This is a genomic window from Pseudomonas sp. FG35, assembly GCF_057809295.1.
The window spans coordinates 225,993-250,489 of sequence record NZ_JBMDJR010000002.1; the positions used below are offsets into that span (position 1 = coordinate 225,993).

At 60.2% G+C, this 24,497-nt stretch carries 25 protein-coding genes; 12 read left to right on the top strand and 13 right to left on the bottom strand.

Annotation, left to right across the window (positions count from 1 at the left end; genetic code table 11):
* The first annotated feature begins 79 nt into the window (after window positions 1-79).
* Window positions 80-1,183 carry an NADH:flavin oxidoreductase gene (locus ACODTD_RS05100; protein ID WP_489104579.1) on the top strand — a complete coding sequence of 368 codons (1,104 nt, stop codon included), beginning with the start codon at window positions 80-82 and terminating at the stop codon, window positions 1,181-1,183.
* Here ACODTD_RS05100 and ACODTD_RS05105 read toward each other — a convergent pair.
* Both ACODTD_RS05105 and cysZ read right to left on the bottom strand, forming a co-directional pair.
* Window positions 1,152-2,372, bottom strand: coding sequence for a glycosyltransferase family 4 protein (locus ACODTD_RS05105; protein ID WP_489104580.1), 1,221 nt, complete (start codon window positions 2,370-2,372; stop codon window positions 1,152-1,154). The genes ACODTD_RS05100 and ACODTD_RS05105 overlap by 32 nt on opposite strands.
* A gap of 42 nt (window positions 2,373-2,414) precedes the next feature.
* Window positions 2,415-3,167: a sulfate transporter CysZ gene (cysZ, locus tag ACODTD_RS05110; RefSeq protein ID WP_011332493.1), complete on the bottom strand. Its 753-nt coding sequence runs from the start codon at window positions 3,165-3,167 to the stop codon at window positions 2,415-2,417.
* A gap of 310 nt (window positions 3,168-3,477) precedes the next feature.
* On the opposite strand from cysZ, the gene trxB reads away from it, so the two are divergent.
* On the top strand, window positions 3,478-4,440 hold the full coding sequence (gene trxB, locus ACODTD_RS05115) for a thioredoxin-disulfide reductase (RefSeq protein WP_039769336.1): 963 nt from the start codon (window positions 3,478-3,480) through the stop codon (window positions 4,438-4,440).
* Window positions 4,441-4,504: 64 nt separating this feature from the next.
* Here trxB and ACODTD_RS05120 read toward each other — a convergent pair whose 3' ends face one another.
* The 6 genes from ACODTD_RS05120 to ACODTD_RS05145 all read right to left on the bottom strand — a co-directional run bounded on the left by ACODTD_RS05120 (window position 4,505) and on the right by ACODTD_RS05145 (window position 7,492).
* Window positions 4,505-4,843, bottom strand: coding sequence for a HopJ type III effector protein (locus tag ACODTD_RS05120; RefSeq protein WP_011332495.1), 339 nt, complete (start codon window positions 4,841-4,843; stop codon window positions 4,505-4,507).
* Window positions 4,836-5,132, bottom strand: coding sequence for a DUF1244 domain-containing protein (locus ACODTD_RS05125; protein ID WP_064382510.1), 297 nt, complete (start codon window positions 5,130-5,132; stop codon window positions 4,836-4,838). The genes ACODTD_RS05120 and ACODTD_RS05125 overlap by 8 nt, the downstream gene beginning before the upstream one ends.
* Before the next feature lie 68 nt (window positions 5,133-5,200).
* Window positions 5,201-5,572: a dihydroneopterin triphosphate 2'-epimerase gene (folX, locus tag ACODTD_RS05130; RefSeq protein WP_007957207.1), complete on the bottom strand. Its 372-nt coding sequence runs from the start codon at window positions 5,570-5,572 to the stop codon at window positions 5,201-5,203.
* Window positions 5,573-6,133, bottom strand: a complete 561-nt coding sequence (folE, locus tag ACODTD_RS05135; RefSeq protein WP_011332497.1) for a GTP cyclohydrolase I FolE — start codon at window positions 6,131-6,133, stop codon at window positions 5,573-5,575. It lies immediately after the preceding gene.
* Between the two features lie 22 nt (window positions 6,134-6,155).
* On the bottom strand, window positions 6,156-6,866 hold the full coding sequence (folM, locus tag ACODTD_RS05140) for a dihydromonapterin reductase (RefSeq protein ID WP_011332498.1): 711 nt from the start codon (window positions 6,864-6,866) through the stop codon (window positions 6,156-6,158).
* Between the two features lie 56 nt (window positions 6,867-6,922).
* Window positions 6,923-7,492, bottom strand: a complete 570-nt coding sequence (locus tag ACODTD_RS05145) for an antibiotic biosynthesis monooxygenase (RefSeq protein WP_489104581.1) — start codon at window positions 7,490-7,492, stop codon at window positions 6,923-6,925.
* Between the two features lie 211 nt (window positions 7,493-7,703).
* Here ACODTD_RS05145 and ACODTD_RS05150 point away from each other — a divergent pair, with 211 nt between their 5' ends.
* On the top strand, window positions 7,704-8,663 hold the full coding sequence (locus tag ACODTD_RS05150; protein WP_011332500.1) for a MerR family transcriptional regulator: 960 nt from the start codon (window positions 7,704-7,706) through the stop codon (window positions 8,661-8,663).
* A 3-nt stretch (window positions 8,664-8,666) separates the two neighbouring features.
* Here ACODTD_RS05150 and ACODTD_RS05155 read toward each other — a convergent pair whose 3' ends face one another.
* Together ACODTD_RS05155 and ACODTD_RS05160 are read right to left on the bottom strand one after the other, a co-directional pair.
* Window positions 8,667-9,272, bottom strand: coding sequence for a hypothetical protein (locus ACODTD_RS05155; protein WP_007957217.1), 606 nt, complete (start codon window positions 9,270-9,272; stop codon window positions 8,667-8,669).
* A gap of 55 nt (window positions 9,273-9,327) precedes the next feature.
* A complete protein-coding gene (locus ACODTD_RS05160) occupies window positions 9,328-9,804 on the bottom strand; it encodes a PAS domain-containing protein (RefSeq protein ID WP_011332501.1) in 477 nt (158 codons plus the stop codon).
* Between the two features lie 153 nt (window positions 9,805-9,957).
* Between ACODTD_RS05160 and ACODTD_RS05165 the strand changes: the two genes are divergently transcribed.
* Window positions 9,958-10,413: a flavodoxin gene (locus tag ACODTD_RS05165; protein WP_064382505.1), complete on the top strand. Its 456-nt coding sequence runs from the start codon at window positions 9,958-9,960 to the stop codon at window positions 10,411-10,413.
* On the opposite strand, the gene ACODTD_RS05170 is transcribed toward ACODTD_RS05165, so the two are convergent.
* On the bottom strand, window positions 10,403-11,290 hold the full coding sequence (locus ACODTD_RS05170; protein WP_011332503.1) for a LysR family transcriptional regulator: 888 nt from the start codon (window positions 11,288-11,290) through the stop codon (window positions 10,403-10,405). The two genes, ACODTD_RS05165 and ACODTD_RS05170, sit on opposite strands and share 11 nt — an antisense overlap.
* A gap of 95 nt (window positions 11,291-11,385) precedes the next feature.
* On the opposite strand from ACODTD_RS05170, the gene ACODTD_RS05175 reads away from it, so the two are divergent.
* The 5 genes from ACODTD_RS05175 to ACODTD_RS05195 all read left to right on the top strand — a co-directional run bounded on the left by ACODTD_RS05175 (window position 11,386) and on the right by ACODTD_RS05195 (window position 15,329).
* Window positions 11,386-11,772, top strand: a complete 387-nt coding sequence (locus ACODTD_RS05175; protein WP_489104582.1) for a CidA/LrgA family protein — start codon at window positions 11,386-11,388, stop codon at window positions 11,770-11,772.
* Window positions 11,762-12,448, top strand: a complete 687-nt coding sequence (locus tag ACODTD_RS05180; protein WP_489104583.1) for an LrgB family protein — start codon at window positions 11,762-11,764, stop codon at window positions 12,446-12,448. Before ACODTD_RS05175 ends, ACODTD_RS05180 begins: the two co-directional genes overlap by 11 nt.
* Before the next feature lie 132 nt (window positions 12,449-12,580).
* Complete coding sequence (locus tag ACODTD_RS05185; RefSeq protein ID WP_039769359.1) at window positions 12,581-13,363, top strand: class II aldolase/adducin family protein; 783 nt, start codon at window positions 12,581-12,583, stop codon at window positions 13,361-13,363.
* Window positions 13,363-14,265, top strand: a complete 903-nt coding sequence (locus ACODTD_RS05190) for an alpha/beta fold hydrolase (protein WP_285356341.1) — start codon at window positions 13,363-13,365, stop codon at window positions 14,263-14,265. Before ACODTD_RS05185 ends, ACODTD_RS05190 begins: the two co-directional genes overlap by 1 nt.
* A 152-nt stretch (window positions 14,266-14,417) precedes the next feature.
* Window positions 14,418-15,329, top strand: a complete 912-nt coding sequence (locus tag ACODTD_RS05195) for an SDR family oxidoreductase (protein WP_011332507.1) — start codon at window positions 14,418-14,420, stop codon at window positions 15,327-15,329.
* Window positions 15,330-15,377: 48 nt separating this feature from the next.
* Here the strand turns inward: ACODTD_RS05195 and ACODTD_RS05200 are convergent, their stop codons facing one another.
* Window positions 15,378-15,641 (bottom strand): bacteriocin immunity protein, encoded by a 264-nt coding sequence (locus ACODTD_RS05200; RefSeq protein WP_041475141.1) that lies wholly within the window; start codon window positions 15,639-15,641, stop codon window positions 15,378-15,380.
* The gene (locus ACODTD_RS05205; RefSeq protein ID WP_262415121.1) at window positions 15,625-17,802 is read right to left on the bottom strand and encodes an S-type pyocin domain-containing protein; all 2,178 of its coding nucleotides are present in this window, start codon (window positions 17,800-17,802) and stop codon (window positions 15,625-15,627) included. The genes ACODTD_RS05200 and ACODTD_RS05205 overlap by 17 nt, the downstream gene beginning before the upstream one ends.
* 718 nt (window positions 17,803-18,520) lie before the next feature.
* Here ACODTD_RS05205 and ACODTD_RS05210 point away from each other — a divergent pair.
* From ACODTD_RS05210 to ACODTD_RS05220, 3 genes are all read left to right on the top strand, one after another.
* Window positions 18,521-20,314, top strand: coding sequence for a DUF1302 domain-containing protein (locus ACODTD_RS05210; protein ID WP_011332509.1), 1,794 nt, complete (start codon window positions 18,521-18,523; stop codon window positions 20,312-20,314).
* Between the two features lie 23 nt (window positions 20,315-20,337).
* Window positions 20,338-21,705 (top strand): DUF1329 domain-containing protein, encoded by a 1,368-nt coding sequence (locus tag ACODTD_RS05215; protein WP_011332510.1) that lies wholly within the window; start codon window positions 20,338-20,340, stop codon window positions 21,703-21,705.
* Between the two features lie 139 nt (window positions 21,706-21,844).
* Window positions 21,845-24,397 (top strand): helix-turn-helix transcriptional regulator, encoded by a 2,553-nt coding sequence (locus ACODTD_RS05220; RefSeq protein ID WP_489104584.1) that lies wholly within the window; start codon window positions 21,845-21,847, stop codon window positions 24,395-24,397.
* Window positions 24,398-24,497: the final 100 nt, after the last annotated feature.

Sequence of the window (24,497 nt, forward strand, 5' to 3'; positions counted from 1 at the left end):
AGCAGCTGGGTGGAACTAAACATATTATCGCCGTCATATGAATCGCATGCCCGTCGATAACCTTTTCGTGGAGCCTCCCATGCCCGTGCAAGCCCTGTTCAAACCGTTCCAGCTCGGTGCCCTCGAACTGCCGACCCGCGTGGTCATGGCGCCGATGACCCGTTCGTTTTCCCCGGGTGGCGTACCCAATTCCAAAGTGATCGAATACTACCGTCGTCGTGCGGCGGCCGGTGTCGGCCTGATCATCACTGAAGGCACCACCGTTGGCCACCAGGCTTCCAACGGTTACCCGAACGTGCCGCACTTCTACGGTGAAGCGGCGTTGGCCGGCTGGAAAAAAGTCGTCGAGGCGGTACACGCCGAAGGCGGCAAGATCGTTCCGCAGCTGTGGCACGTCGGCAATGTGCGCCGTCTGGGCACCGAGCCGGATGCGAGCGTGCCGGGTTACGGCCCGTCGGAAAAACTCAAGGACGGTCAGGTCGTGGTGCACGGCATGACCAAGCAGGACATCCAGGACGTGATCGCAGCCTTCGCCCAAGCGGCGAAAGATGCCCAAAGCATCGGCATGGACGGCGTGGAAATCCACGGCGCCCACGGTTACCTGATCGACCAGTTCTTCTGGGAAGGCAGCAATCAGCGCACTGACGAATACGGTGGCAGCCTGGCCAACCGTTCGCGTTTCGCCATCGAGCTGATCCAGGCCGTACGCGCCGCTGTTGGCGAAGGCTTCCCGATCATCTTCCGCTTCTCGCAGTGGAAACAGCAGGACTACGCCGCGCGTCTGGTGCAAACCGCCGAAGCGCTGGGCGAATTCCTCAAGCCGTTGTCCGACGCCGGCGTGGACATTTTCCACTGCTCGACGCGGCGTTTCTGGGAGCCGGAATTCGACGGTTCCGACCTGAACCTGGCCGGCTGGACACGCAAACTGACGGGCAAACCGACCATCACCGTCGGCAGCGTCGGCCTCGATGGCGAGTTCCTGCAGTTCATGGTCAACACCGACAAGGTCGCGCAACCGGCCAGTCTGGAAAAACTGCTTGAGCGTCTGAACAACGACGAGTTCGATCTGGTGGCGGTGGGACGTGCGCTGCTGGTCGATCCGGACTGGGCGCAGAAAGTGCGCGAAGGCCGCGAGCAGGACATTCTGCCGTTCAGCCGTGAGGCGTTGATGACGCTGGTTTGATCGTTGTGGGAGGCTTGTCGCGCAGGTCGCGGCAAGCCCCCACCAAATGGTTTTCAAACTGTTCGACGATAGCCGCCCAACCCTGGCGGCTGGCGTGTTGGCGTGCGTTCAGGCGTACGCAGCGCAGCCTTTCATCCTCTTCCAGCAGCCACACCGCTGCCTCGCAGAACGCCTCTTCATCCCCGGGCATCGCCAGCACGCCGTTGTAGCCATGGCGAATATGCTGGGCCGCCGCGGCCTGATCGTAAGCCACCACCCCAAGGCCCGAAGCCAGCGCTTCCAGCACGACGTTGCCGAAGGTTTCGGTCAGGCTCGGAAACAGAAACACATCCCCCGACGCATAGTGCGCCGCCAGTGCTTCGCCCCGTCGCGAGCCGCAAAAAACTGCCTTGGGCAGTTCCTTTTCCAGTGCCAACCGTTGCGGCCCGTCGCCGACCACGATCAGCTTCAGATTGCGTTGTGGATAAGTGCCGGCGAGCTTGTCGAAACTGCGCTTGAGCAGGCCGAGGTTCTTCTCCGGCGCCAGGCGTCCTACGTGAATGACCGCAATGTCCTGCTCGCCGAGACCCCATTGCTCACGCAAGGCATTCAGGCGTTTCGCCGGGTGAAACAACTGACTGTCGACACCCCGCGACAGAAGCGCCAGGCGTTCAAAGTGCCGACGCTCCAGTTCCAGGCGCTGGCTGACGCTCGGAACCAGCGTTAGCGCCGAACGGTTGTGAAACCAGCGCAGGTAATGGGTGAGCAAACGGGTCAGCAATCCCAGCCCGTACTGGTGGGTGTATTGCTGAAAATTGGTATGAAATCCGCTGACCACGGCAATCCCCAGATGCCGTGCTGCGCGCAATGCCGACAGCCCGAGCGGACCTTCGGTGGCGATATAGAGCACATCCGGGCGCTGGCGGGTCCAGCGCCGCAACAGTTTGTGCATCGACGACTGACCCCATTGCAACCCCGGATAACCCGGCAACGGCCAGCCCCGGCACAACAGCAGGGAGTCGTCTTCAGTGCGCTGCGGATCGTCAGCCTGACGCGGTCGGACCAGTTCCACCCGATGCCCGCGTGCGCGCAAACCGTCGCACAAACGGCCAAGGGTATTGGCCACGCCGTTGATTTCCGGTGGGAAGGTTTCGCTGATGAGGGTGATATGTAGAGCTGTCGTCATGACCTCAGTGTCGGCTGAGGCCATGTCGCGGTTGTGACGTTCGGATGATGGATTTGTGACGCGGCCTCAGCGTTGCGTCACCAGATTCTCGGCCCCGCGTTCGCGGACCCAGAACAATGTAGCCCCGGCCACCGCGGCCGGCATCATCAGGATATTGACCACCGGAATCAGCAACACCAGATAAACGATCCCGCCAAAGCTCATGCTCTGCCAGCGCTTCTGGCGCAGCCAGGCGAGCATTTCGTTCCAGCCCAGTTTGTGGTTGTCCGCCGGGTAGTCGATGTACTGGATCGCCATCATCCACACCCCGAACAGCAGCCACAGCGGTGCGGCGACGATGTTCACCACCGGGATGAACGAGAGGATGAACAGGCCGATCGCCCGGGGCAGGAAATAACCGAGCTTGCGCATTTCCCGGGCCAGGGTGCGCGGGATCATCGCGATCAGTTCACCCCAGCTGAAGGCCGGGAAGTCGTCGGTGCCGCGCACTACGACTTCGACTTTTTCCGCGAGGAAGCCGTTGAAGGGCGCAGCGATCACGTTGGCCAGCATGGTGAAGGTGAAGAACACCATCAATGCCACCAGTACCACGAACAGTGGCCACAGGATGTAACTGAGAAAGCTCAGCCATTCGGGCAGCGACGGCATCAGCGTATCAACCCACAGGCTGAACTGGTGGCCGGCCAGATAGATCAATCCGACGAACAGCACCAGGTTGATGGCCAGCGGCAGCAGCACGAACAGGCGCAGGCCCGGGCTCAAGACCAGTTTGAGGCCTTCGCGCAGGTATTGCGGGCCGGACAGAACAGGGGCGGGCATAAGGTGCTCCGAACAAGGGAAAACGCGCCGACCTTACCGACTTTGCAGAACCTGTGAAAGCGCGGCGGCGAGATCGACATTCACTGTAACAAAGACGTCCGTCTCGTCAGTGTGTCGGCATAGAGACCACCTATGAGCTGGATTGTTAAACCGTATTTCCTTAATCTTGCCCCCCTCGATACGCTGCACCCAACTTTTTACAGGACTGTCGAGCTCACGCCTTCCCCAAGGTTATCCACAGTCCTTTTTTATTCCCGCCGGCAGTCCGGCGTCCGGCCAGGTGTCTTGGCCGGTCAACAGGAGCAGGTTCATGTCTGAAGTCCGTCATTCGCGAGTGATCATCCTCGGTTCCGGCCCTGCCGGTTACAGCGCTGCCGTCTACGCTGCCCGCGCCAACCTCAAGCCGCTGCTGATCACCGGCATGCAGGCCGGCGGTCAACTGACCACCACCACCGAAGTCGACAACTGGCCGGGCGACGTCCATGGTCTGACCGGCCCGGTGCTGATGGAGCGCATGCGCGAGCACGCCGAGCGTTTTGAAACCGAGATCGTGTTCGATCACATCAATGCTGTGGACTTCGCTTCCAAGCCATACAGCCTGACCGGCGACAGCGGCACCTACACCTGCGACGCGCTGATCATCGCCACTGGCGCAAGCGCTCGTTACCTGGGCCTGCCTTCGGAAGAAGCGTTCATGGGCAAAGGCGTTTCCGCCTGTGCGACCTGCGACGGTTTCTTCTATCGCAACAAGCCGGTGGCCGTGGTCGGTGGCGGCAACACCGCTGTCGAGGAAGCCCTGTACCTGGCCAATATCGCCAGCAAGGTCACCCTGATCCACCGTCGCGAAACCTTCCGCGCCGAGAAGATCCTGATCGACAAGCTCAACGCCCGTGTGGCCGAAGGCAAGATCGAGCTGAAACTGAACGCGACCCTGGACGAAGTGCTGGGCGACAACATGGGCGTGACCGGTGCGCGTCTGAAGAACAACGACGGCAGCTTCGACGAAATCAAGGTCGACGGCGTGTTCATCGCGATCGGCCACACTCCGAACACCTCGCTGTTCGAAGGTCAGCTGGAATTGAAAGACGGCTACTTGGTCGTTCAGGGTGGCCGTGAAGGTAACGCCACTGCGACCAGCGTCGAAGGCATCTTCGCTGCCGGTGACGTGGCCGACCACGTTTACCGTCAGGCCATCACCTCGGCCGGCGCCGGCTGCATGGCGGCACTGGACACCGAGCGTTACCTGGACGGTTTGCAGAACGCTTCGTTCTAAGATCGCGGAAACGAAAAAACCGGCCACGTGGCCGGTTTTTTCATGCCTGCGATTCGCTGGGGAATCAGCGGCGGGTCAGCGGTTGCGCTTCGAATTTCACGCCCGCCAGACCGTGCTGGATCAGCGCACGGATATTACCGTGATCGCTGCCTTCAGGCGTTGCCACGACCGAGCGGTAGTGCTCGCCGAACGCCAGCAGCGCTTCTTCATCGCTCAGGCCTTCCAGCAACGCCAGACCCAGGGTCTTGCACGAGCCTTCGTTCTGCCCGGCGGCGTTTTCCACGCCGCCGTTGTTGAACGCCTGCGGCTGGTAGTCGTAACCGGCGGCGATGAAGGACAGGGTGTCGGCAAAAACGTGTTCGCCGCTCTTGAGGCTGGCGCGCAGGGTGTTCAGATCACTCATGGGGTTTTCCTTTGGCGAACGCCGCTTGCTGTTCGGCGCTGGCTTCTTGCTGATATTGGGCTTTCCACTCGGCGTACGGCATGCCGTAAACCACTTCACGGGCATCGTCGAGGCTGACCTCGATCCGGCGCTCGTCGGCCTCGGCCTTGTACCACTTGGACAGGCAGTTGCGGCAGAACCCGGCAAGGTTCATCAGGTCGATGTTCTGCACGTCCTTGCGGCTGTCCAGGTGGGCAACCAGTCGGCGGAAGGCGGCGGCTTCGAGTTCGAGGCGTTGTTGCTCGGTCATGATGGGCTCTGTGCAGTCAAATCGTGGCGCGGATGATAAAAGTCTGACGCCCGGAGCGCCAGACACGTTCAGCGGCTGGCCGCGAGGGTGATCGACACCGATTCGGCAAATCGCAAGGCATGCGGCTTGTCGACTTCGACTTCGGCGTACAGCACCGATTCGTTGGCCATTACCAGATCCAGCAGCTCCTGGGTCAGGCGTTCGAGCAGGGCAAAACGGTTGCCCTCCACGTGGGCGATGATCGCCTTGGTGATGGTGCGGTAGTTCAGCGCGTGGTCGATGTCGTTGTCACGCACCGCTTCCTGTGCGGCGTACAGGATGGTCAGGTTGATCAGCACATCCTGCTTGTTGAGGATTTCGTCCTCGTTGATCCCGATAAAGGTGCGCAGGCGCAGATCCTTGACCCGGATGCGCGCCATTCCCGGTTGAAGTTGTGGCATTTACTTGCTCCGTCCAATCAATTGCAGGAACTCCTGACGGGTGTTGCTCGACTCGCGGAAGGCGCCGAGCATGACCGAGGTGTTCATGGTCGAATTCTGTTTCTCGACACCGCGCATCATCATGCACATGTGCCGGGCTTCGATGACCACCGCGACACCGGCGGCATCGGTGACTTGCCGGACCGCCTCGGCGATCTGGCGGGTGAGGTTTTCCTGGATCTGCAGGCGGCGGGCGAACATGTCCACCAGCCGCGCGATCTTCGACAGCCCCAGCACCTTGCCCGTCGGAATATAAGCCACATGGGCCTTGCCGATGAAGGGCAGCAGGTGATGTTCGCACAACGAATAGAGCTCGATGTCGGCGACGATGATCATCTCGTCGCTGTCGGAGGCAAACAGCGCGCCATTGACGATCTCGTCGACGCTCTGTTCGTAGCCGTGACACAGATACTGCATGGCCTTGGCCGCGCGCACCGGTGTGTCGAGCAAGCCTTCACGGTCGGGATCTTCACCGAGGCCGATCAGGATCTCGCGGTAATTCTCGGGCAGGGAACGGGTCATGGAGCATCCTCGCGGGGGCGTATTACTTGACGTGCCGCCCGCCGTTGACGGTCAGGGTGGTGCCGGTGACATACGGGTTGTCGAGCAGATAACGCAGGCTCTGATAAATCACTTCGCTGCCGGGTTCGATGCCCAGCGCGGACTTGGCCAGCGCCTTGGCACGGTACTCCGCGTCGTCGTCGGGATTGAACAATAGCAGGGCCGGTGCGATGCCGTTGACCTTGATTGACGGCGCGTAGCGCGCGGCGAAGGACAGCGTGAGACTGTCGAGCCCGGCCTTGCTGGCGCAATAGCCGATGTGTTTGCTGCTGCCCTTGCGGGTGACGTCATCGCTGATGTGGATGATGTCGGCAGGACTCGAACGTTGCAGCAATTCAGCGCAATGCAGATTGATCAGGTACGGCGCCAGCATGTGAATGTTGAACATGCGGCTGAAGGCTTCGGCTTCGCCGTCAGCGGTTTCCGCCAGCCACTCCGAGGCGTTGTGCACGATCGCGCGCAGGCTGTCGGTGTGTGACTTCAGCTCGGTGATGAAGGCGAGGATCGAAGCTTCGCTGGAAAAGTCCGCGTGCAGCCCTAGGGCGCCCAGATCCCGCAAGGTCTTCACACCCGGCCGTTCGCTGCGGTAAGTGAAGATCACCCGATGACCATCTTCCAGCAGACGCTGCGCACAATGCAGGCCGACCCGCTGGCCGGCGCCGGTGATAAGGATGGGAGCGGTGGGAGAAGTCATGTACGGCTCGCGTCGAAGTCAGAGCAAAAACTATAACAGCGACGCGAGCGACGGTTTCAGCGATTTTGCGTGGAGGGTGCGGCAGGCAGCGGGCGTGCAGGCGCCGGGTTGAGCCAGCCGGCCAGCAGGCGGGTCGACAGCGGAATGAAAAAATAGACCATCAACGGGGTCAAGCACAGCGTGCTGATGAAGACCCTCGGCAACAGGCTCATTTCCGCGAGCATCGGGCCCAGCACTAAATTGAACAGCAGCGACACCGGGAAGAACGCGAGCCAGATCGCCACAGCTTGTTTCCAGCGCGGCGGGCGATGCCCGGCGGCTCCGAACCAGCCTTCGATCCCGCTGACCCGATGTTCCGTCGGGTGGGCGAACAGATCGCTGCCGCGGGCCAACCATGCAGTGCGCGATGCCGAGTGTTCCCAGGCGTGCAGGGTCTGTTCGTCGACGAAGCGGAAAATGATCTGGAATTCATCGTCGCCGGGAGGCGGAGCCAGTACGCCGGAGCCGAGATAACCGGGGAAGTCGGTGGCCAGTTGTTCGCCTTCTCGCAACCAAGCGATCAGGTCCTGATAACGACCATTGGCGACACGACGCGCGACCATCAGCGTGACGGGGGAAGTAGACATTGTGTATCTCCGTATTGCATGTGCGTCGCTCCGGGTAGGAGTTTCGCCTGACGCAGCGCCGGGGTAGAGGGCTGCGTTTTTTGACAAGCAAGGATTATTCCTTATTTCCGTGACGAACCCGAGACTTTCGTTCCATTTGATCGCTTGAACCTTCATGGGGCATCAGGAGTAGAATGGATCCAACTTTGCCAACAAGGACGTGTCCGCACCAATGCCTGTGATCACAGACGTTCGCCCTGCTTCGCAGGAATCTGTTGCGCTGGAGCGCGAGGATCTTTTCCCTATACGTGAAGTGGCGCGCCTGACCGGGGTGAACCCGGTGACATTGCGCGCATGGGAGCGGCGATACGGATTGATCCAGCCAACGCGCACCGAGAGTGGGCATCGCCTGTATTCGATGACCGATATCGAGCGTGTTCGCAGCATCGTCGACTGGATCGACCGGGGTGTTGCCGTGAGCAAGGTGGGCAAGATCCTGGCCAAGACCGAGCCGATGAAGGTGCTGGCTCATCTGATTCCCGATGACCTGGTGCACGCGGACTATATCCAGTGGCAGGAGCAGGTTAAGCAGGCGGTCAGCACTTTCGACGATCAGTTGCTTGATCGGGTCTACGGTCAGATTTTCTCTTCCTATGCTTTGCCCGTGGTGTTTCAGGACATCCTGATGCCGCTGTGGCTGCAAATGCTGCAGCGTCAGGATGCATTCGGGCAAACCAGTGAGTGGTTGTTCTTCGATGGTTTTCTGAGAGCCAAGGTGCTGCAGCGCATTGTCGTGCTGCGTGGCTCGCAACCGCGCAAGGTAATTGTCAGCGCGCTGGCCGGTCAATGTCGCGAGCTCGAATTGCTGGTGGCGGCGCTGTTCCTCAGTGGCAATGACGCGGGCGTTCGTGTGCTCACGACCGGTCAGCCGTTCGATGAGCTGACGCTGGTGTGCGAAAAGATCAAACCTCAAGCCCTCGTGCTTTTTTCCAATCACGCACCGACTGCCGAGCTTCCAAGGCGGCTGAACCGGTTGGCGCTGAGTCTGGATTGTCAGTTGCTGCTGGCGGGCGATGCGGCCGATCTGGCCCAGGACAGCCTGGCGGGATCATCGGTCGGCTGTCTGGGCAATGAAGGTTCGACAATGCGCCAGCGAATGAATCAGTTTCTGGCGGGGACGCTGGATACCTGAGTATCAGGTGTGCAGGGCAGGGTGGGTCAGACGATGCTGTTGCAGAATGAACTGGCGCAGACGCTCGGTTTCGTCGGCATCGCTCTGGCTCAGCTCGTAAGCGTAAAAGCCGCTTTCGGTTTCCCGCTCGAACGTCCCGCGCAGGGAGATCCGCTCGTAGCCCGAGGGGCTGAACCACAAGGCAAAATGCTTCGGCGGTTTGGTCTTGTTGCGCACTTCCAGCAGCACACCCTTGTGGGAAACCTCGTGCACCCACAACGTACCTGGCTGGCCCTTGGCATTTTCCAGTGCCACTGGCTCTTCCAGAGTCAGGCGCCATGGACGCACCATCGGCCCGTCTTCATAGATGCTCGGTACACCCAGGCGCAGGTGCAGGGCGTGAAATTCGTCCTCCACCAGATGCAGCGGGAAAGTCATCTGCTGATTTTCGAAGTTGGCCTGGATGGTGACTTGCTCATGGGCCGCCAGACGCGTTAGCAGGTCACGGATCTGCGAACCACCATTGACCAGCAGGCTCGACGTCGCATCCCGCACATTGAGTTGCGGGTTGTGTTGCATGGTCTGGATGAAATCCAGCTCATCCTGAGTGAGGAGGGCGTCGCGCTGCATTGGTTAACTCGAAATGAATAATTACAAAGTCATTGGTGATTGTAGTTACTGACACTTAGTTCGCAGTTTTGTTTGCGCCGTTCGTCGCTTTCAAGGCTGCAAGTTCTGCTTCCAGTGCCGCCACCTGGGCTTCCAGTTGCGCAACCCGCTGCTGAGCCTTGACCTGAACGGTGACGTCCTTTTGCACGCCGACGAAGTAGGTCTGCCCGTCGTCCACATTTTTAACCGTTGAAAGAGACAGCTCGTTCCAGAACGGCGTGCCGTCCTTGCGGTAGTTACGCAGAATTTCCCGGCATGAGCCGTTGTTGCGCAGGGCATCGCGAATCAGGGCCAGGTTCTCCTGATCGCGATCGCCCGACTGCAGGAAACGGCAATCCTGATAAAGGATTTCTTCGCTGGTGTAGCCGGTCAGGCGTTCGAAGGCCGGGTTCACGTAAATCAGGATGTTGTCATCCTTACCCTCCCGTTCGGCCACCACGATTCCATCGTTCGACGCGTTGATCACCATTTGCATGAGACTGGCATTGATCATCTTTGAATCCTTTCAAGGTTATCGACCGAAGGCATTCTAGAAGATCGCCCGGCGCTGTCTACTGGCCATCAGCGCTTATCGAGAGCCAATCGCAACATGACGTCGCCGGCTGTTACTATCGGCGCTCTTTTTTTCAGTTTCAGGATCAGATTGATGAAAGTCGCCATCCTCTCCGGCTCGGTGTACGGCACGGCCGAAGAAGTCGCTCGCCACGCTCAGAGCCTGTTGAACGCCGCCGGTTTTGAAACCTTCTACAACTCGCGCGCCAGCCTTGCCGATCTCCAGGCTTTTGGCCCTGAAGCCCTGCTGGGCGTGACCTCGACCACCGGCATGGGTGAGCTTCCGGATAACCTGCAACCTTTGTATTCGGCCATTCGCGATCAGTTACCGGCGGCCTGGCGGGGCTTGCCCGGCGCGGTAATCGCCTTGGGTGACGCCAGTTACGGCGACACTTTCTGCGGCGGCGGCGAGCAACTGCGCGAGTTGTTCGGCGAACTGGGCGTACGCGAGGTGCAGGACATGCTGCGCATCGACGCCAGCGAAAGCGTCACCCCGGAAACCGACGCCGAGCCTTGGCTGCAACAGTTGATCGCCACGCTCAAGGGCTGATCCCGCGTTCACGCAGCAGCGCCAGCCAGGCCTGCGCAGCCTTCGACAGATAGGCGCCCCGGCGCCAGATGAAAGCGATGTCCCAGCGCAGGTAGTCCGGCGCGTTCAAGGTCAGGCGCACCACGCCTGGCCGCACCAGACCGCGCGCCACCACGCTGGGCAGCAACACCACGCCCTGCCCGGCGGCGACCAGCGCCGCGAGAAAATCCGCCTGACCACTGCGCCCGCCTTCTTTCGGCGTGAAGCCCATTTGCTGGCACGCCTGAAGCAAACGATCGTTGAGCACGAAACTGCGCTGATACAAAAGGAACGGCGTATCGGCCAGTTCCTCCAGACCGATTTCGCCTTTTGCCGCCAGCGGGTGATCCACCGGAAGCAGCGCATCCAGCGGTTCATCACAGAACGGCTGAAAGTCGAATTGCGGATCCTTCGGCAGCAGACTGCCACCCAACTCCAGCTCCCCGCTGAGCACCGCCTGTTCGATATTGCGGCTGCCACCTTCAAGCAACTGCACGCTGATGTTCGGATAGCGCCGTCGGTATTCGGCAAACAGCCCGGCAAACAATGCATCGCTGCCCAGCAAGGGCAGCCCGAGACGTAACTCGCCCCGTGCCAGTTGGCTGAGGTCATCCAGTTCGCTGAGCAATTCATTGCGCAAGCGCAGCATGCCTTCGGCCCGATGCAACACCACACTGCCGGCGGCGGTCAGGCGTATCTGCGAGCCGAGCCGTTCGAGAAGCGGGGTGCCGAGACTCTGTTCGAGCTGGGCGATCTGCTTGCTCACGGCGGACTGACTGATGTGCAGGGTCTTCGCAGCTTGAGTGAAACCGCCCTGATGCATGACTTCGACGAAACTTCTGAGTTGTTTGAATTCCATGGCCTGATTCCAGATTGGAATGGCTTTGAGTCTAACAATTCGCTTCGGAGATGGTAGCCGGGTTCGTAAGATAGCCACCTGAAAGGAGCCCATCGATGAAAGCCTCGACCCTCAAATACCTCTCTCGCCTGCTGGCCGAACTGGCCGTGCTGCTCGCTCTTTACCTGCTCGGCTGCCAGATCGCAGCGTGGCTGGCCTGGCCGATTCCCGGCGGCGTGATCGGCATGGCGCTATTACTGCTGGGCTTTGCGTTCGGCTGGATTAAACCGGCGGCGCTGCAAATGGGCGCAGGATTGTTGATGGCCGAGATGCTGCTGTTCTTCATTCCGGCGCTGATGAGCCTGCTGGATTACGGCGCATTGCTGCGCGATGACGGCTGGCGGATCTTGTTGGTGATCGTGGCCAGTACGCTGATGGTGATGCTGGTGACCGCGTTCACCGTGGAACTGGCCGTGCGCCTGAGGCGGTCCCATGAAGCTTGAGCTGATGCCGATGTTCTGGCTGGCGTTCACGTTACTGGCTTATCTGTTCAGTCGCTGGCTGTATCGCCGGACCGGGCGCTACGTGCTGTCGCCACTGATTCTGGTCCCCGCGTTGCTGCTGGCGCTGGCCGTGCCGCTGCACACCGCTTACGCCGAATATTCGAGCAACACCCATTGGCTGATGCGGGTACTCGGCCCGGTCACCGTGGCGTTTGCGGTGCCGATCTGGCAACAGCGGCGTTTGCTGGTGCGGCATTGGTCAGCGTTGCTGCTGGGCATGCTGGCTGGCAGTGCGGCGTCGATCGCCACCTCGTTCGGCCTCGCGAAAGCGCTGGCGCTGGACAGTTCGGTGACGCTGTCGCTGGTGCCGCGTTCGATCACCACGCCGTTCGCCATGCCGCTGGCGCAGGACCTGGGTGGTGTGCCTGAGCTGACAGCGGTGTTCGTGATGTTCACCGGTGTGTTCGGCGCGATGCTCGGTGGTGTGCTGCTCAAGTGGCTGCCTTTGCGCAGCGCCCTGGCGCGCGGTGCATTGTTCGGCGTCGGTGCGCACGGTGCCGGGGTCAGCCGGGCCCATGAAGTGGGCGGCGAAGAAGGTTCGGTGGCGGGGTTGGTGATGGTGCTGACGGGGTTGCTCAATCTGTTCGCCGCGCCTTTGTTGGCGGCGGTGCTTTGACATGGATCCAAGCTGTTTGCGTTGCTGACTCGTTCAGTCATCAAGCTGGCTGCCAATGCAACTACGCGACCGTCCGGGGCTGACTAGACTGCTGACACACGCAAAAACAATAAGAACGCAGAGGTGCATACAGTGAGCGTAGCCCCCGTCCCCTCGTCCGTGAATGTCAAAGACCAGGTCAGTGCCGCGGAATGGCAGACCCGGGTCGATCTGGCCGCCTGTTATCGTCTGGTCGCGCTGCATGGCTGGGACGATCTGATCTTCACGCACATTTCCGCCAAGGTCCCCGGCACCGAAGATTTCCTGATTAACCCGTTCGGCCTGATGTTCCATGAGATCACCGCGTCCAGTCTGGTGAAGGTCGACCAGGCCGGCAACAAACTCATGGACAGCCCCTACGAGATCAATCCCGCCGGCTACACGATCCACAGCGCCGTGCACGAAGTGCGGCACGACGTGGCCTGCGTGCTGCACACCCACACCGCTTCGGGTGTCGCGGTGTCGGCGCAGAAGCAGGGCGTGTTGCCGATCAGTCAGCAATCGCTGTTCGTACTGTCGAGCCTGGCCTTTCACGCCTATGAAGGGGTGGCCCTCAACCATGAAGAGAAAGCGCGGTTGCAGGCGGACCTGGGTGACAACAATTTCCTGATGCTGCACAACCACGGTTTGCTGACCTGTGGCGGCACCATCGCCGACACGTTTCTGATGATGTTCACCTTCCAGCGTGCCTGCGACATTCAGGTCATGGCGCAGACCGGCGGGGCCGAACTGATCGCCATCGAACCGCAGATACTGGCGGGTGCCAAGGCAATGATTGCCGGCGTCACGAAAAGTGCTCAAGGCATGGGGGGCGCGCTGGCCTGGCCGGCGCTGCTGCGCAAACTCGATAAACAAGACCCGGGGTACAGACTCTAATGCCTCTCGCCGAGATCCCTCTGAGTGTCTGGCGCAAGCGCAGCCAGACGTTTGTCTTCCGTGGTCAGCCGATCCGCTACTGGACGGCCGGGCAGGGCGATCCGCTGCTGCTGATCCACGGCTTTCCGACGGCCAGTTGGGACTGGCATTACCTGTGGCAGCCGCTGTCCCAGCGCTACCGGGTGATTGCCTGCGACATGCTCGGCTTTGGCGACTCGGCCAAACCGCTGAATCACACCTACAGCCTGCTGGAGCAGGCCGATCTGCAACAGGCCTTGCTGTCGCATCTGCAGGTCGAACAACCGGTGCACATTCTGGCCCATGACTACGGCGACAGTGTTGCCCAGGAACTGCTGGCCCGGCATTACGAAGATCGGATCGAGGTCGCCAGTTGCGTATTCCTCAACGGTGGTCTGTTCCCGGAAACCCATCGGCCGCTGCTGGCGCAAAAGCTGCTGCTAAGCCCTTTGGGCTGGATGATCGGCCGGGCATTCACCCGCGATGCGCTGGTGAAGAGTTTCCAGCAGATTTTCGGCCCGGACACTCGGCCCAGTGAAAGCGAGATGGATGATTTCTGGAGCCTGATCGAATGCAATCGCGGGCAACGGGTCATGCACAAGCTGATTCACTACATTCCCGAACGACGGGTTCAGCGTGATCGCTGGGTCGCGGCAATGCAGCGTGGCGAGGTGCCGTTGCGGGTGATCGATGGCGAAGTCGATCCGATTTCCGGGGCGCACATGGTTGAACGGTATCGCGAGCTGATCCCTGACGCCGACACGGTGCAGTTGCCGGGCATCGGTCACTACCCGCAAATAGAAGCGCCGGTGCAGGTGCTCAGGCACTACCTCGAATTTCGCGATCACTTCGTGCTGCCTCCGCGCAAGGTAGCGTGTTCCTGAGTTCGTGCCGAACGCGCTTGGCGCCTCGGCACGTTTTCATCATCCTTCAGCCTTATCGCGCACCATTCAGCCCCAGCCGTGTTCGTTGTGACCGCACGCTCTGTGCCTGACACTCAGGGACACTGTCCCTCAGGTCTGCTGGAGTTGCCCCGATGAATGAGTCTGTGCGTTTCGAAGATAAAGTCGTGATCGTCACCGGAGCCGGTGGTGGCCTGGGACGCGCTCACGCTTTGCTGTTCGCCAAACAGGGCGCCAAAGTGCTGGTCAACGACCTCGGCGGCTCGACTCAGGGCGAAGGCGCCAACGCTTCGGCCGCCGACCGCGTGGTGGCGGAAATCCGCGAGGCCGGCGGCATCGCCGAAGCCAACCACGATTCGGTTACCGACGGCGACAAACTGGTACAGAACGCCCTCGACGTGTTCGGTCGCGTCGATGTCGTGGTCAACAACGCCGGGATCCTGCGCGACAAGACCTTCCATAAAATGGAAGACGCCGACTGGGATCTGGTCTACCGCGTCCACGTCGAAGGCGCCTATAAAGTGACCCGCGCCGCCTGGCCCCATCTGCGCGAGCAAAATTACGGCCGGGTGATCTTCACCGCCTCGACCTCGGGCATCTACGGCAATTTCGGCCAGTCCAACTACGGCATGGCCAAACTCGGCCTCTACGGCCTGACCCGCACCCTGGCCATCGAAGGTCGCAAGAACAACATCCTGGTCAACGCCATCGCTCCCACCGGCGGCACCCGCATGACCGAAGGCCTGATTCCGCCGCAAGTGTTCGAACAACTCAAGCCTGAACTGGTCAGCCCGCTGGTGGTGTACCTGGCCAGTGAACAGTGCCAGGAAACCTCGGGCCTGTTCGAAGTCGGCGGCGGCTGGATGGGCAAGGTGCGCTGGGAGCGCAGCCTGGGCGCCGGCTTCGATCCACGCGTCGGGTTTTCCCCGGAAGACGTCGCGGCGCACTGGCAGCAGATCTGTGATTTCGAAGGTGCGGCGCATCCGAAGGACAATATCGAGGCGCTGAAGGAAATGATGGGGAATTTGCAGAAGTATTCGTTGTAATACATAAAGAGACGAGCAGGCATGAGTTGCCTGCTCGTTGTTTGCTTTCTATTCTTCGTTTTTAAATCCGGGTTTTCCGTTGGCAGCGCGCCAAGCCTTGATGGTTTCTAAAACTCCTGCCGGACTGTCGTCCGTACCCTCTTCCGGGTAGTAAAGAACGTCCGTTCCATTTGGGTGCTCCGAGGTTTTTACAATGTTGTCGACGATAGCGTCATGCTCTTTTTCTGATGAGTAATCACCTTCGACCAGCCGATTAATAAGTGCTACATATTCGGCTTCCGTATATTCCTCAAATTTATTCTTGAATTTCATTTTTTTGTTTTCTCATTTCGGAATGGGTTTCAATGTGTCGTTTTGGAGTTAATACACGAAGATTGTCTAGATCGTAAACCGAACCACCTTCAGCGATAGGTACGACATGATGTATATCCAGTTTTGTTTTTCCACCCACTTGTTCTGACCTGGGAGCTGTTGGTGAAAGACCCTTTTTTATGTCAAATTTACTGAAAGTGGTGAATTGTTCAAACAACGCTTGATCATCCCCTACCGCCTTCCAAAACGCCTTGCGAAATGCCCTGAAACTCGAAAACTCCCTACCTCTGAGCTTATCCGCAATTTGCGTCGGAATCGGCGCACCTTGCTGCGTCGCAGCTGTTCCCAACCAATTGCCTGAAACCGTTTGCCCTATCCCACTGGCGATACCGGGATCCTGCCGCCGATCCCGAAACATCGTGAAAATCGGCGGTATTCCAGAGTCGATCGGGAAAACCGTAACCCACCCATCAAACCCATACTGATCAAGCTGAGGAAATGGATCGATCCGTCCGCTGTCAGGCGTGACATCGGCGCCTTCGTAGTTCGGCAAGTCTGTGTCGGCGACTGGCAAATCTGTCGAAGGATTCAGCGGTTTTACCAACGGCGTCCAAGTGACGACAGGGCCTTTGGAGTCGCTTGCATTAGCAGTGGAAATGTAAGTGTTTTTCTGTACGTCAAAGCGTGCGAGTACCACCGGCACTTTGCTGGGGACTGTCACGCCATCGGTGCTGACGACGACAACTTCGACTGTGTTACCGAACGTTCTGGAGCCAAGCCTGACCGGCAGATCGACTTCACCGCCGGTCGTCGCCAGTTCGTACAGGTCGGTGTCCAAATCAGGCGCAAGTTCTGATAGCGGGACACTTGCAGCAAACAGGTCGCCGTTCCCAAGTTCCGAGGGAACGAGCAAAGCGGCGAACCCGACTATCACCGGCGCCGCCGCTGTGGATATGGCCGCCAGCGCCAGGGACACCGCCGTTCGCAGCGATGTTCTGAGTGCCAGCGTGGTTGCCGGGTTGTTGCCAAAAACACCGAGAGGCCCGGTAAAGGTCGGGCCGATTGCAGCCATCGATCCGGCATTGGCAAAGACGGGAGATTGTCCGCTCAGGGCGTTTTCTGCTTGCCGTCGGGCCTGTTCCCTGGCGATCTTGCGCGCTTTTTTACGGCGTTTTTTCTGTGCCTTTCGCAGCGCTTTCTGCTGTTTTTCCTGCCGTGTTTTTTCAGCCAGCAGCCAGCGCTCTTCATTGCGGCGCTGAGCATCGGCTTGCGCTTGCAGACGTGCCTGTTCGGCAGCAATCTGTTGCGCTGCAGCGTCGGCGGCGATTTGCGCCTGCTCAGCAGCAAGCCGTTGTGCTTCAGCCAGCGCTGCAAGGCGCGCCTCTTCACGAGCCTGGATTTCCTCTTGTTCCTTTTGCTGCCGTGCCGCCTCTGCGAGTGCTTGCTGACGGTGTTGTTCGGCGGCAACGCGCTCTCGCTCGGCCACTACACGTGCAGCTTGTGCCAGCGCTTCAAGTCGAGCTTGTTCATTGATCCGCGCCAGTTCGGCAGCAGCTCTCTGCGCTTGTTGCTCGGCGGCGATTCGCGCTTGATCGTTGGCCTGAACGGTCGCCAGCCAGTTGAGCACATTGACTTGCTGCTGGTTGAGCAACTGCAGCGATTGCGACAACAGCCTCGCTTCGTGAGCGGCCCGGTATGAGAACGACCAGGTCTGAAAGGCAATGCCATCAGGCTTGAGAGGGCGCTCCATCATTCGCGCTCGCGCGGTGAAATCGTTCAACGGCCGGTTCAGGGGATCGCTGCCATAAAACGTGTTGCCCAAGGCGGTCTGGCGATGAAACTCGGCAGTCTTGCGCGCCATCAGCGTATTGCGAACACCGAGTTCACGAATGATTGCCTCGGCGGGCGGCAGAGGGTGAGTTGAAACTTCGAGTCTGGCGGCGGCAAGTTCATGTTCGAGGGTTTGTGCAAGTTGACTGGCTCTGGCCTGAAACTCCTGATCCAGCACTTGAGCGGTGCCTTTCACGATATGTACGTTGCCCGCAAAGGCAGGCGGCCTTTGAAAGGCGCCGCTGCTGCTGACATCAAATGTAGTTGCCGGTAACGGGTTGTAGCCGGGAGGCGCTACCGCTGTCGTGTGGACAGGTTCAGTCAGCTCCAATGCTGGAGGCCTTTGCATATTCATATCCTTTTGAATGTGCGTTGTTTAAAAGTGATGAGTTGTTCTGCCATTTAAAGTTACAGGTGAAACGCCGGGCGCGGGTCCGAGAGTCCTGTAGGCAGTTACAGAGGAGCGCGGCAGAAAATTCGGTGATAAATAACGAATAGAAGTTGTTCGTTATTTCAATAAGGAAGTTTCCGAAAAGGATTCAGGAAGCATCTGACAGTGGCGGGGGAGTGACTGATTACTGGCTCAATGCGGTAAACCAGCGCCCATAAAAAAGGCCGCTGCAAACGCAGCGGCCAAGGTAAGACGTTGGATCAAGGAGCTACAAATCAACGTCAGTGAACACCGGGGCGATGGGTCGAAAAACGCTTCGGTCCATCAGAAATCGGTTGCCGACGACTAGGTCGCGGACTTCGGGCTTTCTGGCGGTCTGCCGTGAAAGCCCGCTCAGAATACGGGCTGGCGCCTCGGGGAAAAATAGCGATTCCGGACATGCACTGTTACGGGGCGTGTAACAGTGGCGCGCACCGGGGTGGTCATTATCCGCTGCGTTGATAGTGGTCCATCCAGCCTGTTCATGGTGGGCGCAAACCCTTGTCGCAGGCGGGGATTCATCCTTTCGAGCGACAGCGTGAATACCTCCTTGGTGCGCTTATCGTCCCCGTGTGGCGGCAGTAGGGTGAGGCCTTCTGTCACTCACCGGGGAAGACGCATGACAAAAACAACAATGCGCGCCATCTTCACTCCGCAGGCGCTTGCCGCTGCGGTGGCTTTGGGTTGCTGTGCCCAGGCGCACGCGGTCGCTTTCAATATCGGGGAAATCGAAGGCACGTTCGACTCGTCGCTGTCGGTCGGTGCGAGCTGGGGCATGCGCGATGCCGACAAGTCGCTGGTGGGTACGGTCAACGGCGGGACGGGCCAGTCGTCCACCGGTGATGACGGGCGTTTGAACTTCAAGAAGGGCGAGACCTTTTCCAAGATCTTCAAAGGCATCCACGACCTCGAACTGAAGTACGGCGACACCGGTGTGTTCGTGCGCGGCAAGTACTGGTACGACTTCGAACTCAAGGACGAAGACCGCGAGTTCAAACCGATCAGCGACAAGGGCCGCAAGGAGGGCGCGAAGTCTTCGGGCGCGCAGATTCTCGATGCGTTCGTCTATCACAACTATTCCATCGCCGATCTGCCGGGCACGGTTCGCGCCGGTAAACAGGTGGTGAGCTGGGGCGAAAGCACCTTCATCGGCAACTCGATCAACAGCATCAACCCGATCGACGTTTCGGCGTTCCGTCGGCCGGGTGCGGAGATCAAGGAGGGGCTGATTCCGGTGAACATGTTGTTCGCCTCTCAGGGGCTCACCGATCAACTGACGGTCGAGGGCTTCTATCAACTGGAATGGGATCAGACCGTCCTCGACAACTGCGGCACCTTCTTCGGTGTCGACGTGGCGGCGGACGGTTGCAACAACGGCTACACCGTCGGCAGCCCGGCGATCGCTCCGTTGGCGCCGCTGACGGCAGCCTTCGGTCAGCCGATCCAGGTCACCCGCGAAGGTGTGATCGTGCCCCGTGGCGGCGACCGCGATGCGCGGGATTCCGGACAATGGGGTACGGCACTGCGCTGGCTCGGCGATGACACCGAGTACGGCCTCTACTTCATGAACTACCACAGCCGCACGCCGACCGTTGGCACCAGCACCGCCGGCCTGTCGACCCTGGCGTCATTGCCGGGCATGGTCGGGATCGCCAACCGGCTGGCACCCGGCAGTGGTTCGGGACTGGCGCAAAGCGTGATGCTCGGGCGTGGTCAGTACTACCTCGAATACCCGGAAGACATTCGCCTGTACGGCGCGAGTTTCTCCACCACGTTGCCGACCGGCACCGCCTGGACCGGCGAGATCAGCTATCGGCCCAATGCGCCGGTGCAGGTCAACACCAACGACCTGACCCTGGCGCTGCTCAATCCGATTGCCGGCGGTGCTGCGTCGCCGCTGGTCACCTCGCCAGGGGCCGACAACAAGGGCTACCGGCGCAAGGAAGTGACGCAGATCCAGAGCACGCTGACGCACTTTTTCGATCAGGTCTGGGGCGCTCAACGTTTGACCCTGGTCGGTGAAGCGGCGGTGGTCCGGGTCGGTGGGCTGGAGTCGCGCAGCAAGCTGCGTTACGGCCGCGATTCGGTCTACGGCCAGTACGGTTTCGGCGGTGACACCGACGGCTTCGTCACCTCCACCTCCTGGGGCTATCGCGCACGGGCGATCCTCGATTACGCCAACGTGATCGGCGGGATCAACCTCAAGCCCAACCTGTCCTGGTCCCACGACGTCGCCGGTTATGGCCCCAACGGTCTGTTCAACGAAGGCGCCAAGGCCGTCAGCGTCGGGGTCGATGCCGACTACCGCAACACCTATACCGCGAGCCTGAGTTACACCGACTTTTTCGGCGGTGACTACAACACCCTCGAAGACCGTGACTTCGTGGCCCTGAGCTTCGGTGTGAACTTCTGATCTGCCCGAGAAGGATGAGTGCAATGCGCAAGATGATTCTGCAATGCGGTGTCCTGGCCCTGAGCCTGCTGGCCGCCAACGTGATCGCGGCGGTGTCGCCGGACGAAGCCAACAAGCTCGGCACCAGCCTGACACCGCTGGGGGCCGAGAAGGCCGGCAATGCCGACGGGTCGATTCCGGCCTGGACCGGCGGTATCCCGAAAAACGCCGGGGCGGTCGACAGCAAGGGCTTCCTGGCTGACCCGTTCGCCAGCGAAAAACCGCTGTTCACCATCACCGCCGCCAACGTCGACAAGTACAAGGACAAGCTGTCCGACGGGCAGGTGGCGATGTTCAAGCGCTATCCCGAAACCTACAAGATTCCGGTCTACCCGACCCACCGCACCGTGGCCGTGCCACCGGAAATCTACGAGTCGGCCAAGCGCAGTGCGCTCAACGTCACCACGATCAACGACGGCAACGGTCTGGCCAACTTCACCGGCAATCGCTACTACGCCTTCCCGATTCCGAAGAATGGCGTTGAGGTTCTGTGGAATCACATCACCCGCTATCACGGCGGCAATCTGCGACGGATCATCACTCAGGTGACCCCGCAGACCAACGGCAGCTACACGCCGATCCGCTTCGAAGAAGAGATCGCGGTGCCGCAACTGATGAAGGATCTCGATCCGGAAAAAGCCGCCAACGTCCTGACCTTTTTCAAACAGTCGGTGACCGCCCCGGCGCGTCTGGCCGGTAACGTGCTGCTGGTGCACGAGACCCTCGATCAGGTGAAAGAGCCGCGCCTGGCGTGGATCTACAACGCCGGCCAGCGCCGGGTACGGCGTGCGCCGCAGGTTGCCTATGACGGGCCGGGCACCGCCGCCGACGGCCTGCGCACCTCGGACAACTTCGACATGTTCTCCGGCGCGCCGGATCGCTACGACTGGAAACTGATCGGCAAGAAGGAAATGTACATTCCGTACAACAGCTACAAGCTCGACTCGCCGAGCCTCAAGTACGACGACATCGTCAAGGCCGGGCACATCAACCAGGACCTGACCCGCTATGAACTGCACCGGGTCTGGGAAGTGGTCGGTACGGTCAAACCGAACGAGCGGCACATCTACGCCAAACGCCACATGTACATCGACGAGGACAGCTGGCAAGTGGCACTGGCCGACCACTACGACGGTCGCGGGCAACTGTGGCGAGTGGCCGAAGGACACGCTCAGTACTACTACGATCACCAGGCGCAGGCCTACACCCTTGAGGCGCTCTACGACATCATCGCCGGCCGCTACATTGCTCTGGGGATGAAGAACGAAGAGAAGCACAGCTTCGAGTTCGGCTTCGAAGCCAAGGCCGCCGACTACACCCCGTCGGCCCTGCGTGCCGAGGGCGTACGGTAAGGGTTTCGATACATTTGCAAGGCAAAGGGCGACCGTACGGTCGCCTTTTTTATGGGCACCAATCAGCGTACTGAATACTCGTCAACAAGCGCCGGGGAGAGGGCTAGGGTGAGCGTACAACGATAAAAAGGCGTACCCGATGACCGCCATGACCCACGCTCCGGATCGCCCGGGATTTCTGCCCAGACTCTCAGCTCATCATCTTCCACGTCCACATCTGACTGCATCACTGCTCGAGTCTGCGGCACGGGTCCGGCTGATCTGTGCACCGGCCGGCAGTGGCAAAAGCACGCTGTTGACCGAATGCCTGCTGCAGGCGCCCGCCGAATGTACGGTGTGCTGGCTGCCGCTGGCGGGCCTGTCGATGAGTGTCGCGGCATTTTGCGAGCGGCTGGCGCAGGCATTGGGGCTGGCAGCGGCGGATGAGTCGTCGCTGCTGCATGAGCTGGCGCGCCGGTCCTCGCCGGTGTGGGTGTTTCTCGACGATTACTGCCGTGTTGAAGAACCCGCGCTGGATGCATTGCTCGACCGGATGCTGGCGCTTGCCAGTCCCGCCGTCACCTGGTGGATCGGCACCCGTCGACGCCCGCAATGCAACTGGCCGCGCCTGCTGCTTGATGACGCCGTGTACGAGTGCGAAAGCGCGGCGCTGGCGTTGAGTCGCGGCGAGATTGCACAACTGTTGCGGCACCTGCCGCCAGCCCAGGCCGGCGACGTGGCCGGGCGGATCCTCCAGCGCAGCGGTGGCTGGTGCGCCGGGGTGCGGATACTGTTGATGCAAAAATGCGACTGGTCGCAAAAGACCTTGCCGCAGCAACGCATGGATACCCTGCTGGACTATCTGCAACACGAACTGTTCAACGGTTTGAGCCCGGAGCTGGCCGACGCCTGGCGGGTGCTGGCGCATTTGCCGCGGTTCAACGCCAGCCTGTGCGATCACCTGTTCGGTGCCGGCGAAGGAGCGCAGTGGATGCGCACGCTACAAACCCTCGGGTGTTTTATCGAACCCTGGCAAGGGTCGCCGGACTGGTTGCAGGTGTGTGCTCCGCTGTCGCGTTTGATGCGCGACGAACCCTGGTCGGCCGGACGTTCCTGGCATCGCCTGGCCTGCCAGTGGTTTGCTGCCGGCCAGCATTGGAAATGCGCCTTCGAACAGGCGTTGCTGGCCGAAGAGTACGAAGTTGCGGTGAGCCTGCTGCAGCACTTTACTTTCGAGCATCTGTTCGAGGAGCAGACGGTTGTGCTGTTGTTGCGCCTCTACGAGCAGCGAGGCGAGGAGTTGCTGCTGGGTTCGGCGCAACTGGTCGGGCTGATCACGGCAGCGCTGTTGTTTGCCGGGCGTTTTGCCCAGGCGGCGGATTGCATCGGGCAACTGTCGCGTTTTCTTCCGCCGCCGTCGGCGAGTCAGCAACGGCAATTGATCGCGCGCTGGCAGGCTCAGCAAGGCTGGCTGTTGCATTTGCAGGGGCACATGGACGAGGCGCGCGCGCATTTCGAGCAAGCCTTGAACGATCTTTCGCCGCAGGCCTGGACGGCGCGCCTGCTGTGCCTGTCGGGCCGCACTCAGCAAGCGTTGCTGTGCGGTGATCTGGAGCTGGCGCATTCGATCAATCGTGAAGCGTTGTGCCTGGCCCGGGCCGAGGGGGCATTGCTGTTCGAGGCGTTGCTGGAGCTGGATCACGCCCAGCTGCTGGAGCAACGGGGGGCGACGGCTCGCGCCGAAGACTTGCTGGCCGGTCTTTGCGAAATGCTCGGCGCGTCCGTCGAGCGACCGACGCCGATGCTGGGGCGCATCGCCCTGCGTCGAGGGCGGCTGGCACTGACCATGGGGCAGCAAGGCCGGGCGGCCGTGTTCTTTCAACAAGGGCTCGACGACTGCCTGCGCAGCTATGACAAACGAGTGCTGTACGGCTTTCTGGGACAGGCACAACTGGCCGCCGATCAGGGCGATTATCCGCGGGCATTCATGCGTCTGCGTGATGCAGAGCGGCTCATGCAACAGCGGCAGATTCCCGACACGGTTTATCGCGGCGTTCTGCTGCAGGTCAGCAGCGAATTCTGGTTGCAACAAGGGCGACCAGAACTGGCTCGCGAAGCATTGAGTCGCGTGCTCAGGCACTATCGTGGCCCGCGCGCACGGCAGGCCCCGCCGGCGACGCTGGAACTGGTTCCGCGCATCGAGTGTTTGTTGATTCTGTCCGAGACCCGCTTGCATCAGATGCAAACCTCTCTGGTTCGCCTGCGTGCCTTGCTGACGTCGGCACAGGCTCGAGGAATGGTGAGGCTGGAGGCGGAGTTACTGTTGACGCTGACCGAAGTGGCGCTGATCCTGGGCGAGCCAGATCAAGCCAGGAGTTTCTTCGATCAGGGTTGCCAGATCATAACGCGCTGCAGCCTGCAGCAAATGCTGGCTGAGCTCTATATCCGATGCGTGGAGATGCCCTCGCGCTGGCGCATTGATGAAGCAGCGGAACAGGTGGACGAACAATCTACGACGATCAACCCTCTCAGTCAGCGAGAACTTAAAGTCCTGCAACTGATTGCCTTCGGCGATTCCAATCTACAAATTGCCGAGAAGTTGTTCATCTCATTGCATACAGTAAAAACTCATGTCCGTCGTATACATAGCAAATTGGGTGTTGAGCGCCGAACTCAGGCGGTGGCGAAGGCCAAGTTGCTGAATTTGTGTTGAGTTGTTTAAGTCTCGCCTTGATATTTAGACTTGTTGAAATATATGGCGTCTTTGATTTTTTAATTGGATGGGGCATTTTCGCTACAGTGAAAGTGACATT

Bases quoted from the DNA above. Each gene is read 5' to 3' on its own strand.
- ACODTD_RS05125 (WP_064382510.1), bottom strand. From the start codon at position 5,132: ATGACCGAGCAACAACGCCTCGAACTCGAAGCCGCCGCCTTCCGCCGA.
- trxB (WP_039769336.1), top strand. From the start codon at position 3,478: ATGTCTGAAGTCCGTCATTCGCGAGTGATCATCCTCGGTTCCGGCCCT.
- ACODTD_RS05175 (WP_489104582.1), top strand. From the start codon at position 11,386: ATGAAAGCCTCGACCCTCAAATACCTCTCTCGCCTGCTGGCCGAACTG.
- ACODTD_RS05105 (WP_489104580.1), bottom strand. From the start codon at position 2,372: ATGGCCTCAGCCGACACTGAGGTCATGACGACAGCTCTACATATCACC.
- ACODTD_RS05100 (WP_489104579.1), top strand. From the start codon at position 80: ATGCCCGTGCAAGCCCTGTTCAAACCGTTCCAGCTCGGTGCCCTCGAA.
- ACODTD_RS05215 (WP_011332510.1), top strand. From the start codon at position 20,338: ATGCGCAAGATGATTCTGCAATGCGGTGTCCTGGCCCTGAGCCTGCTG.
- folM (WP_011332498.1), bottom strand. From the start codon at position 6,866: ATGACTTCTCCCACCGCTCCCATCCTTATCACCGGCGCCGGCCAGCGG.
- ACODTD_RS05155 (WP_007957217.1), bottom strand. From the start codon at position 9,272: ATGCAGCGCGACGCCCTCCTCACTCAGGATGAGCTGGATTTCATCCAG.
- ACODTD_RS05210 (WP_011332509.1), top strand. From the start codon at position 18,521: ATGACAAAAACAACAATGCGCGCCATCTTCACTCCGCAGGCGCTTGCC.
- ACODTD_RS05145 (WP_489104581.1), bottom strand. From the start codon at position 7,492: ATGTCTACTTCCCCCGTCACGCTGATGGTCGCGCGTCGTGTCGCCAAT.
- ACODTD_RS05160 (WP_011332501.1), bottom strand. From the start codon at position 9,804: ATGATCAATGCCAGTCTCATGCAAATGGTGATCAACGCGTCGAACGAT.
- ACODTD_RS05195 (WP_011332507.1), top strand. From the start codon at position 14,418: ATGAATGAGTCTGTGCGTTTCGAAGATAAAGTCGTGATCGTCACCGGA.
- ACODTD_RS05220 (WP_489104584.1), top strand. From the start codon at position 21,845: ATGACCGCCATGACCCACGCTCCGGATCGCCCGGGATTTCTGCCCAGA.
- ACODTD_RS05200 (WP_041475141.1), bottom strand. From the start codon at position 15,641: ATGAAATTCAAGAATAAATTTGAGGAATATACGGAAGCCGAATATGTA.
- ACODTD_RS05165 (WP_064382505.1), top strand. From the start codon at position 9,958: ATGAAAGTCGCCATCCTCTCCGGCTCGGTGTACGGCACGGCCGAAGAA.
- ACODTD_RS05190 (WP_285356341.1), top strand. From the start codon at position 13,363: ATGCCTCTCGCCGAGATCCCTCTGAGTGTCTGGCGCAAGCGCAGCCAG.
- ACODTD_RS05120 (WP_011332495.1), bottom strand. From the start codon at position 4,843: ATGAGTGATCTGAACACCCTGCGCGCCAGCCTCAAGAGCGGCGAACAC.
- cysZ (WP_011332493.1), bottom strand. From the start codon at position 3,167: ATGCCCGCCCCTGTTCTGTCCGGCCCGCAATACCTGCGCGAAGGCCTC.
- ACODTD_RS05170 (WP_011332503.1), bottom strand. From the start codon at position 11,290: ATGGAATTCAAACAACTCAGAAGTTTCGTCGAAGTCATGCATCAGGGC.
- ACODTD_RS05150 (WP_011332500.1), top strand. From the start codon at position 7,704: ATGCCTGTGATCACAGACGTTCGCCCTGCTTCGCAGGAATCTGTTGCG.
- ACODTD_RS05180 (WP_489104583.1), top strand. From the start codon at position 11,762: ATGAAGCTTGAGCTGATGCCGATGTTCTGGCTGGCGTTCACGTTACTG.
- folX (WP_007957207.1), bottom strand. From the start codon at position 5,572: ATGCCACAACTTCAACCGGGAATGGCGCGCATCCGGGTCAAGGATCTG.
- folE (WP_011332497.1), bottom strand. From the start codon at position 6,133: ATGACCCGTTCCCTGCCCGAGAATTACCGCGAGATCCTGATCGGCCTC.